Annotated in this window: 9 protein-coding genes; 3 read left to right on the forward strand and 6 right to left on the reverse strand. The window is 60.2% G+C overall.

Annotated elements, in window-relative coordinates; genetic code table 11:
- Nucleotides 1-27: 27 nt before the first annotated feature.
- Nucleotides 28-1,260 (reverse strand): NADH:flavin oxidoreductase/NADH oxidase family protein, encoded by a 1,233-nt coding sequence (locus RB216_RS12205; RefSeq protein WP_308908746.1) that lies wholly within the window; start codon nucleotides 1,258-1,260, stop codon nucleotides 28-30.
- Nucleotides 1,261-1,331: 71 nt separating this feature from the next.
- Here RB216_RS12205 and RB216_RS12210 point away from each other — a divergent pair, with 71 nt between their 5' ends.
- On the forward strand, nucleotides 1,332-1,736 hold the full coding sequence (locus RB216_RS12210; protein ID WP_308908747.1) for a MerR family transcriptional regulator: 405 nt from the start codon (nucleotides 1,332-1,334) through the stop codon (nucleotides 1,734-1,736).
- Nucleotides 1,737-1,836: 100 nt separating this feature from the next.
- On the opposite strand, the gene RB216_RS12215 is transcribed toward RB216_RS12210, so the two are convergent.
- The 4 genes from RB216_RS12215 to metH all read right to left on the reverse strand — a co-directional run bounded on the left by RB216_RS12215 (nucleotide 1,837) and on the right by metH (nucleotide 8,411).
- A complete protein-coding gene (locus RB216_RS12215; protein WP_028616392.1) occupies nucleotides 1,837-2,334 on the reverse strand; it encodes a DUF934 domain-containing protein in 498 nt (165 codons plus the stop codon).
- Nucleotides 2,318-3,976, reverse strand: coding sequence for a nitrite/sulfite reductase (locus tag RB216_RS12220; RefSeq protein ID WP_016979706.1), 1,659 nt, complete (start codon nucleotides 3,974-3,976; stop codon nucleotides 2,318-2,320). The genes RB216_RS12215 and RB216_RS12220 overlap by 17 nt, the downstream gene beginning before the upstream one ends.
- 462 nt (nucleotides 3,977-4,438) lie before the next feature.
- Complete coding sequence (locus RB216_RS12225; protein WP_028616391.1) at nucleotides 4,439-4,648, reverse strand: DUF2970 domain-containing protein; 210 nt, start codon at nucleotides 4,646-4,648, stop codon at nucleotides 4,439-4,441.
- Nucleotides 4,649-4,700: 52 nt separating this feature from the next.
- Nucleotides 4,701-8,411 (reverse strand): methionine synthase, encoded by a 3,711-nt coding sequence (gene metH / locus RB216_RS12230; protein ID WP_068937938.1) that lies wholly within the window; start codon nucleotides 8,409-8,411, stop codon nucleotides 4,701-4,703.
- Nucleotides 8,412-8,577: 166 nt separating this feature from the next.
- Between metH and RB216_RS12235 the strand changes: the two genes are divergently transcribed.
- Together RB216_RS12235 and nfuA are read left to right on the forward strand one after the other, a co-directional pair.
- A complete protein-coding gene (locus RB216_RS12235) occupies nucleotides 8,578-10,869 on the forward strand; it encodes a fatty acid cis/trans isomerase (RefSeq protein ID WP_028616390.1) in 2,292 nt (763 codons plus the stop codon).
- Between the two features lie 636 nt (nucleotides 10,870-11,505).
- Nucleotides 11,506-12,090 (forward strand): Fe-S biogenesis protein NfuA, encoded by a 585-nt coding sequence (nfuA, locus tag RB216_RS12240; protein WP_003190728.1) that lies wholly within the window; start codon nucleotides 11,506-11,508, stop codon nucleotides 12,088-12,090.
- 190 nt (nucleotides 12,091-12,280) lie between these two features.
- On the opposite strand, the gene cobM is transcribed toward nfuA, so the two are convergent.
- On the reverse strand, nucleotides 12,281-13,027 hold the full coding sequence (gene cobM, locus RB216_RS12245; RefSeq protein ID WP_308908748.1) for a precorrin-4 C(11)-methyltransferase: 747 nt from the start codon (nucleotides 13,025-13,027) through the stop codon (nucleotides 12,281-12,283).
- Nucleotides 13,028-13,069: the final 42 nt, after the last annotated feature.

Below are 13,069 nucleotides of genomic sequence, written 5' to 3' on the forward strand. Positions count from 1 at the left end.
AGTTCGATCACGGCGGATGTTCATCCTTTAATGTGAAGATTGCGTCATGGCTGCGCGGTACTGCCGGGTGCGTCGCGCCAGAAACCATTGGTCGCGCACCAACGCCATGCACGGCGCAACATTGGCTTTGGGCAAATGGCCGCGGCTGAGGCGGCGCATCTGGTAGCGCACCACGGCGAGGATGGCGAGGGATGCCAGGGGTTTGCGCTTCCAGTCCATGGGTTTGAGTTGCGGGTTGGGGTCGCGGCCTTCGCGCCAGTGCTGGATCAGTTGCGGCTCCAGCGTCAGGGCCGTGGCGATCCCGGCCATGGCGACGCCGCTGTCCAGCACCTGTTGCACGATGGGCAGGCGGCGAATGCCGCCGGTGACCATCACCGGCATCTTGGCGATGGTCGCCAGTTGGCTGGCGAACTCCAGGAAGTACGCCTCACGTGCCAGGGTGCGACCGTCACGTGCTTCACCTTGCATGGCCGGCGCTTCGTAACTGCCACCGGATAACTCCAGCAGGTCGATGGGCAACGGGTTGAGCATTTCGACCACGGCGCGTGCGTCGGCTTCTGCAAAGCCGCCCCGTTGGAAGTCGGCAGAGTTTAGTTTGACGGCGACACAAAACGACGGGCTGACGTTAGCGCGCACTGCACGAATCACTTCCAGCAACAGCCGCGCGCGGTTCTCCAGGGAACCGCCCCAGCGGTCGGTGCGCTGGTTGCTCAGCGGTGAAAGGAACTGGCTGAGCAAGTAGCCATGGGCACCGTGGATCTGCACGCCGGTAAACCCGACTTGCTCGGCCAGGCGTGCGCTGGTGGCGAAGCGCTGGATCACGTCCTGGATGTCGTCTTCGGTCATGGCCTTGGGCGTGGCAAACATCTTCGAGAAACCGCCCAGGTCGAGCGCCACGGCGGACGGTGCAATGGCCTGCTGGCGCAGGTTGGCCGGCGTCTGGCGACCTGGGTGGCTGAGTTGTACCCAGAAGTGCACGCCGTTGTCGCGCGCCACGTCGGCCCACTCGCGAAAGCTCGCCAGGTGCTGCTCATCCTCAAGCGCCACGCCGCCGGGGCCGGTCATGGCGCGGCGGTCGACCATCACGTTGCCGGTGATCAACAAGCCGGGCACGCCCTGCGCCCAGGCCTTGTACAACTGCTTCAATTCGCGCGACGGCGCCTGATTGCCATCGGCCATATTTTCTTCCATCGCGGCCTTGGCGATGCGGTTGGAGAGGACTTGACCATTGGGCAATTGCAGGGCTTCAAAGGGTGACATGGGTTGACTCCTGAGCGGGGGAGGCCTCAGGCTAAGCTTAAAGTTAACTTTAATGTCAAGCAGGGGCGGTGATGAATATTGGTGAGCTGGCAAAGCAGAGTGGGTTAGCGGCTTCACGGATCCGCTTTTATGAGGCCGAGGGGCTGATCAGCCAGGTGGGGCGCCAGGCCAATGGTTACCGACGATATGCGCCGGAGGCGCTGCAAACCCTGCAACTGATCCAGAGCGCGCAACAGGCAGGCTTTACCTTGCAGGAACTCAAGGCACTGATGCCGGCGCCGGGCGAGCACAAGCGCGAAGAGTTGATCGTGGCATTGGAGCGCAAGGTCGCGCAGATCGAAGAGATGCAAGCGCAACTGGCCCATAGCAAGGCGCAATTGCTGGGAGTGATTGAAGCGGTACGGGCGCAGCCGGAAGGTGTGCCCTGCAGCGTAGGGCAGAAGCAGGTATTAGGATTGATCAGCGAGAACCTGTAGGGGCGAGCTTGCTCGCGAAGACCTCACAGGCAACACGTTCATCCAGGACTCACGCGTTATCGTTGACGATCTTCGCGGGCACGCCCGCTCCTACAGTAGTTTATTGGCGACGACGGAACAGCGGCAGCGGTTCATCCGTGGCGGCCTGGTACGTCACCGAGAAGTCCTTGAGGCTTTCCAGCGCTTCGTACGGGTCTTTGTCGGCGCGCAGGGCGAAGGCATCGAACCCGCAGCGGCGCAGGTAGAACAACTGGTCGCGCAGCACGTCACCAATCGCGCGCAGCTCGCCTTTGTAACCGTAACGGTCACGTAGCAGGCGTGCGTTGGAGTAGTTGCGGCCGTCGGTGAAGGCCGGGAAGTTCAGGGCGATGACCTGGAAGTGCTCCACGTCGTCACCGATCTCTTCGGCTTCTTCATCGGCGTCCAGCCACACGCCCAGGCCGCCGTCGCGGGCCTTGAGGGCGTGGCCGTGTTCGCGCCACAGGGCCAACGGCACGATCAGGTCGTCGCAGTTGGAGATGCCGTCGAAGCTCGCGTCCTTGGGCAGCAGGTGCCAGGTTTCATCGAGGACTTCGTTGTTCTTAATGATTCGCTGCATAGACGCGCTCCTTGAACAGGTCGATGCCGATGCGCTGGTAGGTGTCGATGAAACGCTCATCTTCGGTGCGCTGTTCGATGTAGACGTCGATCAGCTTGCCGATCACCTCAGGCATGGCTTCCTGGGCGAAGGATGGGCCGAGGATCTTGCCCAGGCTCGCATCGCGGCTGGCGCTGCCACCCAGGGACACTTGGTAGAATTCTTCGCCTTTCTTGTCCACGCCCAGGATGCCGATGTGGCCGACGTGGTGGTGACCACAGGCGTTCATGCAACCGGAGATGTTCAAGTCCAGCTCGCCGATGTCGAACAGGTAATCCAGGTCGTCGAAACGGCGCTGGATCGATTCGGCAATCGGGATCGACTTGGCGTTGGCCAGGGAGCAGAAATCGCCGCCCGGGCAGCAGATGATGTCGGTCAGCAGGCCGATGTTCGGCGTGGCGAATCCGCCTTCGCGCAACTCGCCCCACAGGGTGAACAGTTGGCTCTGCTCAACGTCCGCGAGAATGATGTTCTGCTCGTGGGAGGTGCGCAGTTGACCAAAGCTGTAGCGCTCGGCCAGGTCGGCCACGGCGTCCAGTTGCTTGTCGGTGATATCGCCCGGTGCAACCCCGGTAGGTTTCAGCGACAAGGTTACGGCCACGTAGCCCGGCTTTTTGTGCGCCAGGGTGTTGCGGCCACGCCAGCGCGCGAAGCCTGGATGCTCTTGGTCAAGTGCTGCGAGCTCGGCGTCCTGATTGCTCAGGGCCTTGTACTCAGGGTCGACGAAGTGTTTGGCGACGCGGTGCACTTCGGCTTCGGTCAGGGTGGTCTGGCCGCCGCGCAGGTGTTCCATCTCGGCGTCGACTTTCTGGGCGAACACCTCAGGGGTCAGCGCCTTGACCAGGATCTTGATCCGGGCCTTGTACTTGTTATCACGACGGCCATAGCGGTTGTAAACCCGCAGGATCGCGTCGAGGTAGCTCAACAGGTCCTGCCACGGCAGGAACTCGTTGATAAAGGCGCCGACGACCGGGGTACGGCCGAGGCCGCCACCTACCAATACGCGGAAGCCCAGTTCGCCGGCTTCGTTGTGCACCGGTTCCAGGCCGATATCGTGCACTTCGATGGCCGCACGGTCCGAGGTCGAGCCATTGATGGCGATCTTGAACTTGCGTGGCAGGTAGGCGAATTCGGGGTGGAAGGTGGTCCACTGACGGACGATTTCGCACCAGGGGCGTGGGTCGATCAGTTCGTCGGCGGCAACACCGGCGAATTGGTCGGTGGTCACGTTGCGCAGGCAGTTACCGCTGGTCTGAATGGCGTGCATCTGCACGGTTGCCAGTTCAGCCAGGATGTCCGGCACATCTTCCAGCGCCGGCCAGTTGAACTGTACGTTCTGGCGGGTACTGATGTGGGCATAGCCTTTGTCGAAGTCGCGGGCAATCTTGGCCATCATGCGCGTCTGGCGCGACGTCAGTTGGCCATAGGGCACGGCCACTCGCAGCATCGGCGCAAAGCGCTGAACATAAAGGCCATTTTGCAGGCGCAGAGGGCGGAACTCTTCTTCGCTCAGTTCACCTGCTAGGTAGCGTCGGGTCTGATCACGGAACTGCTTGACGCGGTCCTCGATGATGCGCTGATCGTATTCGTCGTATACGTACATATAGGTCCTGTTCTCGGCAAATCTGCGCGCACGGCCGCGCACTCCCAACGGAGCCGGCGCACGATACCAGTTTGCGTTTATGCGCAAAAGTGATGTTTGAGTATATGCAAATAACCAAAATGACTAATGAGAACGGTTATCGCGATACCCACATTTGTCATGCGGGCAATCGTCGACTTTACTGTGATCGTGTCTGAACGTTATCACCTATAAAACCGACAAGAGGCGATGCGATGAGCAATTCGACAAAAGCCCGTAAACCCGACAGTACCGTGGACGCCTGGGCCATTCTGTTCTTGATAATCCTGGTGGTTGGGACTGCCGTGTTCTGGGTCAGCCACCAGTAGTCATCGATACGGACCCCTGTAGGCGCTGGCTTGCCAGCGATTGCCTCACCTCGGTTGTCAGCCACACCGCAGTGATGCAATCGCTGGCAAGCCCGCTCCTACAGTCAGGTTGGGTTTACACGCCAGCCAGGTGCAGCACCAGTTGCACGATGCCAAACAGCGTCAGCGCGAACACCGCTGTAAACAAAACCCCCAGGATCACAAAGTGGCTGGGCTTGCCGTGGGTGAAATCCCGCGCGCGGTTCTTGCCGCTTTGCACGCCAAACGCGGCGGCCATGACGCTGTGGAGCATCTGCCAGAAGGTCGGTGGCTTTTGATCGTCCATGGGTCCCTCGACACCAGGTGTGTGAGGGACAGCATAGACAATCCAGCGACGCTTAGTTGTCGTAACCCAGGTTCGGCGCCAGCCAGCGCTCGGTCACGCTCAGGTCCTGGCCTTTGCGCGCGGTGTAGCTCGCCACCTGGTCCTTGTCGACCTTGCCCACGGCGAAATACTGCGCCTGCGGGTGGGCGAAATACCAGCCGCTGACCGCTGCCGCCGGGAACATCGCGTAGTGTTCGGTGAGGAACACGCCGCTGCGCCCCGCTTCCATCTCGCGTGCCTCGGGGTCGAGCAGTTGGAACAAGGTGCCTTTCTCGGTGTGATCCGGACATGCCGGGTAGCCGGGGGCAGGGCGGATGCCGCTGTACTGCTCCTTGATCAGCGCTTCGTTGTCCAGTTGCTCGTCCTTGGCGTAACCCCAGTAGTCTTTACGCACTTGCTGGTGCAGCCATTCGGCGCAGGCTTCGGCCAGGCGGTCGGCCAGGGCCTTGACCATGATCGAGTTGTAGTCGTCGCCCGCGTCCTGATAGGCCTTGGCGACCTCTTCGGCGCCGATGCCAGCGGTGGTGATGAAACCGCCGATGTAGTCGGTCACGCCGCTGTCCTTGGGCGCCACGAAGTCGGCCAGGGAGAAGTTCGGCTTGCCGTCGGTCTTGATGATCTGCTGGCGCAAGTGGTGCAGTTTGGCGATCGGCTGGCCGTCTTCGCCGTAGACTTCCAGGTCATCGTCCTGCACCTGGTTGGTCGGCCAGAAACCGAACACCGCACGGGCGCTGATGAGTTTTTCGTCGATCAGCTTCTTGAGCATTTCCTGGGCGTCGGCGTACAGCGAAGTCGCCGCTTCACCGACGACTTCATCAGTCAGAATGCGTGGGAATTTGCCCGCCAGGTCCCAGGAAATGAAGAACGGCGTCCAGTCGATGTATTCGGCCAGTACGTTGAGGTCGATATTGTCCAGGACCTTGGCGCCGGTGAAGGTCGGCACTACCGGCGTGTAGGTGCTCCAGTCGAACTGCGGCTTCTTGGCGATGGCCGCCGGGTAGCTCAGGCGTTCGGTGCGGGCGCTGCGGTTTGCGGTGCGCTCACGCACTTCCACGTATTCCTCGCGGGTACGCTGCACGAAGCCGGCTTTCAGCTCCTTGGACAGCAACTGAGTCGCCACACCGACTGCACGCGAGGCGTCGGTGACATACACCACGGCATCGTTGCTGTACTTGGGCTCGATCTTCACCGCCGTATGCGCCTTGGACGTGGTAGCACCGCCGATCATCAGCGGCAGGTGGAAGTCCTGGCGCTGCATCTCGCGAGCCACGTGCACCATCTCATCCAGGGACGGCGTGATCAGGCCGGACAGCCCGATGATGTCGCACTTCTGCTCCTTGGCCACCTGCAGGATCTTCTCCGCCGGCACCATCACGCCGAGGTCGACAATGTCATAGCCGTTGCAACCCAGCACCACGCCGACGATGTTCTTGCCGATGTCGTGCACGTCGCCTTTCACCGTCGCCATCAGGATCTTGCCCTTGGCTTCCGGCTTGTCGCCTTTTTCCAGCTCGATAAACGGGATCAAGTGGGCCACGGCCTGCTTCATGACGCGGGCGGATTTCACCACCTGGGGCAGGAACATTTTGCCCGCGCCGAACAGGTCGCCGACGATGTTCATGCCAGACATCAGCGGGCCTTCGATCACTTCGATCGGGCGTGCAAACGACAGCCGCGATTCTTCGGTATCTTCAACAATATGCGTGGTGATGCCCTTGACCAGAGCGTGTTCCAGGCGCTTGTTCACGTCCCAGCCACGCCATTCCTCGGTTTCGGCCTCTTTTACGCTGCCGTCGCCCTTGTACTTGTCAGCGATGGCGAGGAGGGCGTCGGTGCCGTCCGGCGTGCGGTTGAGTACCACGTCTTCAACGGCGTCGCGCAACTCGGCCGGGATCTGGTCGTAGATCTCCAACTGGCCAGCGTTGACGATGCCCATGGTCAGACCGTTGCGGATCGCATACAGCAGGAACACCGAGTGGATCGCCTCACGCACCGGGTTGTTGCCACGGAACGAGAACGACACGTTGGACACGCCGCCGGAGGTCAGCGCGTACGGCAGTTCGTCACGAATGTAGGCACAGGCGTTGATGAAGTCGACAGCGTAGTTGTTGTGCTCTTCGATACCGGTGGCGACCGCGAAGATGTTCGGGTCGAAGATGATGTCTTCCGGCGGAAAGCCGACTTCATTGACCAGGATGTCGTAGGAGCGTTTGCAGATTTCTTTCTTGCGCGCTTCGGTGTCGGCCTGGCCGGCTTCGTCGAACGCCATCACCACCACGGCGGCGCCATAGCGCTTGCACAGCTTGGCGTGGTGAATGAACTGCTCCACACCTTCCTTCATGCTGATGGAGTTGACGATGCCCTTGCCCTGGATGCACTTGAGGCCAGCTTCGATCACGTCCCACTTGGAGGAGTCGATCATGATCGGCACGCGGGAGATGTCCGGCTCGCCGGCAATCAGATTGAGGAAGGTCACCATGGCCTTCTTCGAATCGAGCATGCCCTCGTCCATATTGATGTCGATCACCTGGGCGCCGGCTTCCACCTGCTGCAAGGCGACTTCCAGGGCCTCGGTGTAGTTGTCCTCGCGGATCAGGCGGGCGAACTTGGCCGAGCCGGTGATGTTGGTGCGCTCACCGACGTTGACGAACAACGAGCTGCGATCGATGGTGAAGGGTTCCAGGCCCGACAGGCGGCAAGCCTTCGGGATATCCGGGATCTGGCGCGGTGCGTAACCGGCCACGGCCTTGGCGATAGCCTCGATGTGGCCCGGCGTGGTGCCGCAGCAACCGCCGACAATGTTGAGGAAGCCGCTCTGGGCAAACTCTTCGATGACCTTGGCGGTTTGTGACGGCAACTCATCGTATTCACCGAATTCGTTGGGCAGGCCGGCGTTCGGGTGCGCAGAAACGTGGGTGTTGGCCTTGTTCGACAACTCTTCCAGGTACGGACGCAGCTCGCTGGCGCCCAGGGCGCAGTTGAGGCCCACGGAAATCGGCTTGGCGTGGGCCACGGAGTTCCAGAACGCTTCGGTGGTCTGGCCCGACAGCGTACGGCCGGAGGCGTCGGTGATGGTGCCGGAGATCATGATCGGCAGTTCGATGTTCAACGCTTCGAACACACCTTGCACGGCAAAGATCGCGGCCTTGGCGTTGAGGGTGTCGAAGATGGTCTCGATCAGGATCAGGTCGGCACCGCCTTCGATCAGGCCTTGGGTGGCCTCGGTGTAGTTTTCCACCAGTTCATCGAAGGTCACGTTGCGGTAGCCGGGGTTGTTCACGTCGGGCGACAGCGAGCAGGTGCGGCTGGTCGGGCCGAGCACGCCGGCGACGAAACGCGGCTTGGCCGGGTTTTCGGCGGTCTTGGCGTCGGCAATCTTGCGCGCCAGGCGTGCGCCTTCTACGTTCAGTTCATAGGCCAGTTCTTCCATGCCGTAGTCGGCCATGGAGATGCGCGTGGCGTTGAAGGTGTTGGTTTCGAGGATGTCGGCGCCAGCATCCAGGTAGGCTTTTTCGATGCCACCGATGACGTCGGGCCGGGTGAGCACCAGCAGGTCGTTGTTACCCTTGACGTCGCTTGGCCAATCGGCGAAGCGTTTGCCACGGTAGTCATTTTCCTCAAGCTTGTAGCTCTGGATCATCGTGCCCATACCGCCGTCGAGGATCAGGATACGTTCCTTGAGGGCTTGATGAAGGGCTTGCAGACGAACGCTACGATCGGACATGGGACTACTCTGGTCAGGCATTTCGGAGGGCGTGAATCATAACAAACCTGTGCCGATTTAGAGCATGCGCAGTTTTTGCATGAATATCGTTCATGTTGGAAGGGGGCGTGGCCCGGTAGAATCACCGGCAAATTTTCAGCGTACGTATTGAATCGGGACCGGATACATGTCACTTCGCCTCATCACCAGTGCTGCCCTGGCACTGGTCGCCTGCATTGCGCAGGCCGACGGACCCGCCCCGGCGATTTCGTACACCCGCGACATTCAACCGATCTTCACCGAGAAATGCGTGGCTTGCCATGCCTGCTATGACTCCGCCTGCCAACTGAACCTGGGCAGTGCCGAAGGCGTAGCGCGAGGTGCGAGCAAAGTACCGGTCTACGATGGCGAGCGCAGCCAGGCGACGCCGACCACTCGGCTGTTCTATGACGCTTTCGGCAAGCAGGCCTGGCAGCAGAAGGGCTTTTACTCAGTATTGGATGCGCAGGGCAGCCAGGCTGCGCTGATGGCGCGCATGCTGGAGTTGGGTCATAACGCACCGCTGCAACCCAACGCCAAGCTGCCCGAAGAGATCGTACTGGGCCTGAACCGACAAAACATGTGCGCCATGCCCGGCGAGTTCACTGCCTACGCGGGTGCCCATCCCAAGGAAGGTATGCCGCTGGCGGTCACCGGCCTGACGGACCAGCAGTATCAGACCTTGCAACGCTGGCTCGCGTCCGGCGCGCCTATCGATGAACAAGGCTTGGCACCCAGCGCCAAGGAAGCACTGCAGGTACAGCAGTGGGAAAACCTGCTCAACCAGCCCGGGGCCAGGGAGAGCCTGGTAGCGCGCTGGTTGTTCGAGCATTTGTTCCTCGCCCATCTCTACTTCGAAAACGGCGAGCCGGGGCATTTCTTCCAGTGGGTGCGCTCGCGTACGCCGAGCGGGCAGCCGATTGACCTGATCGCAACTCGCCGCCCGAACGATGACCCAGGCACCCAGGTTTACTACCGCCTGTGGCCGGTGCAGGGCGTGATCGTGCATAAAACCCACATCACGTACCCGCTCAGCGCCGAGAAAATGGCCCGCATCAAAGCGCTGTTCTACGCCGGCAACTGGCAGGTCAACGCCTTGCCTGGCTACGGACCGGGCCGTCGCGCCAACCCCTTCGAAACCTTCGAGGCGATTCCAGCCAAGGCGCGTTACCAGTTCATGCTGGACAACGCCGAGTATTTCGTACGCACCTTTATTCGTGGGCCCGTGTGCCGTGGGCAGATCGCCACGGACGTGATCCGCGACAATTTCTGGACCCTGTTCCAGGACCCGGACCATGACCTCTACATCACCGATGCCCGTTATCGCGGCCAGGCCACGCCGTTGCTGGCCATGCCGGGGCAGAACGATGACGTAGGCAGTGTGCTGAGCCTGTGGCTCGCTTACCGTGACAAGCGTAATCAATACGAAGCGCTGCGCCGTGACAACTATGCGGACGTTCCCGCGCCAAGCTGGTCGTCGCTGTGGGCCGGGAATGACAACGCCTTGCTGAGCATTTTTCGCCACTTCGACAGTGCCTCGGTGACCAAGGGCTTGATTGGTGAAGTGCCGCAGACGATGTGGCTGTTTGACTATCCGTTGCTGGAGCGCACCTATTATCAGTTGGCGGTGAATTTTGATGTGTTCGGCAATGTGTCGCACCAAGCCCAGACCCGCTTGTACTTCGACCTGATCCGCAACGGCGCCGAGCAGAACTTCCTGCGCCTGATGCCTGCAGACTCCCGCGAAGACTTCCTCGATGACTGGTATCAAAACAGTGGCAAGCTCAAGTTGTGGATGGACTATGAGGCGATTGATGACGACAAGCCCACCGGCTTGCATCTGAGCGAAAACGATCCGAAGCGCGACTTTGCCAACCAGTTGCTCACGCGTTATGGCGATCTGAATGCCAGCCCGGACCCGATCAACCGCTGCACTGGCGCCTATTGCTCCCGTGATGGTATCGACCCGGCGTTGCAGGATGCCGAGCAAGCGCTGAGCCGCCTGACCTCACGCCCGGCCGCCGGGCTCAAGGTTATCGATCTATTGCCTGAAGCGACGATGCTGCGGGTTGAGACTGCCAGCGGTAAGCGTGTGGTCTACAGCATGTTGCGCAATCGTGCTCACAGTAATGTGGCGTTTCTGTTGGGTGAGGCTTATCGCTATCAGCCGGGCCTGGACACAGTGACCATCTATCCGGGTGTGTTGAGCAGCTATCCGAACTTTATGTTCAATATTCCGGCGCAGGACGTGCCGGAGTTTGTGGCTGAAATGGAGCGGGCCAAGGATGCCAAGCGGTTTGAGAAGATTGTGGATCGTTGGGGTGTGCGGCGTAGTCATCCGCTGTTTTGGCAGTATTTCCATGATTTGTCGGAGTACATTCGAGAGACAACGCCGGTTGAGGAGGGGGTGTTGGATATGAATCGGTATGAGAATTTGTGAGGGTTTTTTGGAGTGAATATCCGTTATTTGGGTGATGGCGGCTTATGGTTCCGCTCTTACAGCGGGTCACTTTTTGAAGAGCGCAAAAAGTAACCAAAAACGCTCCGCCCCAACACTCGGCACCTCGCCTAGGCTCGGTGTGCCCTCACTCCGGCTTGAATCCGTGGGTAACCCGGCGTCCCCCCCCGGCTCCTACAGGACCGCGTTTGCCTTTGCTTTACACCACTCAAGCCGGCTGTCAGGCCGCTGTGCTTTTGCTTTTGATTTTGATCTTAGGCGCCCCGTTAAACACGCTGGCCGGAATTCGGCAGGGATTTGGGGGGTAAACCGGCAGGGATGCTGGTTTAGCCGCCCCGCGCCATGGATGGCGCGTGGCGGCGGCCCCCCAAATCACTGTCGGATTACGGGCATACCGAGCCTAGGCGAGGTACCGAGTGTTGGGGCAAGAGCCCTTTGGTTACTTTGGGGCTTTTCCAAAGTGACCCGCCGTAAGGGCGGAACCATACGCGGCCGTTACCCAAATAACGGATATGTACATCCCCCCCCGCAAACAAACCTATCCCGACAAAAACACTAGGACTTTGTACCTGCGTAATAATTTGGCGTAAACTGCCGGCAAGCCTGTGAGGAGTTTCCATGACTGCCATAACCATTACCGACGCCGCCCACGATTACCTGGCTGACCTGCTGTCCAAGCAGAACACCCCGGGTATCGGCATTCGCGTCTTTATCACCCAGCCCGGCACCCAATACGCCGAAACTTGCATCGCCTACTGCAAGCCTGGTGAAGAAAAACCTGAAGACACCGCCCTGGGGCTGAAAAGCTTCACTGCCTACATCGACGCCTTCAGCGAAGCCTTCCTCGACGACGCCGTGGTCGACTACGCCACCGACCGCATGGGCGGCCAGTTGACCATCAAAGCGCCAAACGCCAAGGTGCCCAACGTCAACGCCGACAGCCCGGTGAACGAGCGTATCAACTACTACCTGCAGACCGAAATCAACCCAGGCCTGGCCAGCCACGGCGGCCAGGTCAGCTTGATCGACGTGGTCGATGACGGCATTGCGGTGCTCAAGTTCGGTGGCGGCTGCCAAGGCTGCGGCCAAGCGGACGTGACCCTGCGCGAAGGCATCGAGCGCACCTTGCTGGAGCGAATTCCAGAACTCAAGGGCGTGCGTGACGTGACCGATCACACGCAGAAAGAAAACGCCTACTACTGAGTAAGGCGTTCACTGCGAAAAAAAAACGGCGCCCCGTGAGCGCCGTTTTTTTATTCTTTAAAATCAGTGGTTTGTGATAGCCATCTGTCAAAGAGGATTAACTTTTGAGCCGGGCTTGTCCACTCTCACATGGTTCACCATATTTATTCAGTTAAAACAGTGAGTTATGTTCTTAAGTTAATTTTGTTTGTTATGGGCGATAAAGGTGCGCATGGCCTGCCCGGTACAGCGATGACTCACTGAAACTGTCACTGGCCAGCACCCGGCCCACGACAATCAGCGCCGTGCGTCGAAAGCCCTTGGCCGCCACTTTCTCGGCAATGTCGCTCAGCGTTCCTATCGCCCAATCCTGATCCGGCCAGGTAGCCCGGTGCACCACGGCAATCGGGCAATCCGCGCCGTAGTGTGGCAGCAGTTCAGCGACGATCTTCTCCAGGTGATTGACCCCCAGGTGAATCGCCATGGTGGTGCCATGCCGCGTCAGGCTGTCGAAGTCCTCGCCGGCCGGCATGCTGGTCTTGTCGGCATAGCGGGTCAGGATCACGCTCTGGGCGATGTCAGGCAGGGTCAGCTCCGCCTCCAGCAAGGCTGCGCAGGCAGCCACGGCGGTGACGCCGGGGATGATCTGGAAGGGAATGCCCAACTCCCGTAGGTGGCGGATCTGTTCACCAATGGCGCCATACAGGCTTGGGTCGCCGGAATGGACGCGCGCCACATCCTGGCCCTTCTCGTGGGCGGCTTTGATCAGATCAATGATCTGCTCCAGGTGCAATTCGGCGCTGTTGGCCACAGTTTCCGCTTGATGACCTTCCAGTACCGCGGCCGGCACCAACGAGCCCGCATAAATAATCACCGGGCAACTTCGGATCAGCCGCTGGCCTTTGACGGTGATTAATTCCGGGTCGCCGGGGCCTGCGCCGATGAAGTAGACGGTCATGGGGAAATCCTGATGAAAAACGGGCGAGCATGAAGAATGCTC

The organism is Pseudomonas canadensis, from assembly GCF_030980095.1.
GTDB classification, from domain to species: Bacteria; Pseudomonadota; Gammaproteobacteria; order Pseudomonadales; family Pseudomonadaceae; genus Aquipseudomonas; species Aquipseudomonas canadensis.

Excerpts from the sequence above, each read along its gene's own strand:
- RB216_RS12220 (WP_016979706.1), bottom strand. The coding sequence starts at position 3,976 with ATGTACGTATACGACGAATACGATCAGCGCATCATCGAGGACCGCGTC.
- RB216_RS12205 (WP_308908746.1), bottom strand. The coding sequence starts at position 1,260 with ATGTCACCCTTTGAAGCCCTGCAATTGCCCAATGGTCAAGTCCTCTCC.
- cobM (WP_308908748.1), bottom strand. The coding sequence starts at position 13,027 with ATGACCGTCTACTTCATCGGCGCAGGCCCCGGCGACCCGGAATTAATC.
- RB216_RS12235 (WP_028616390.1), top strand. The coding sequence starts at position 8,578 with ATGTCACTTCGCCTCATCACCAGTGCTGCCCTGGCACTGGTCGCCTGC.
- metH (WP_068937938.1), bottom strand. The coding sequence starts at position 8,411 with ATGTCCGATCGTAGCGTTCGTCTGCAAGCCCTTCATCAAGCCCTCAAG.
- nfuA (WP_003190728.1), top strand. The coding sequence starts at position 11,506 with ATGACTGCCATAACCATTACCGACGCCGCCCACGATTACCTGGCTGAC.
- RB216_RS12225 (WP_028616391.1), bottom strand. The coding sequence starts at position 4,648 with ATGGACGATCAAAAGCCACCGACCTTCTGGCAGATGCTCCACAGCGTC.
- RB216_RS12215 (WP_028616392.1), bottom strand. The coding sequence starts at position 2,334 with ATGCAGCGAATCATTAAGAACAACGAAGTCCTCGATGAAACCTGGCAC.
- RB216_RS12210 (WP_308908747.1), top strand. The coding sequence starts at position 1,332 with ATGAATATTGGTGAGCTGGCAAAGCAGAGTGGGTTAGCGGCTTCACGG.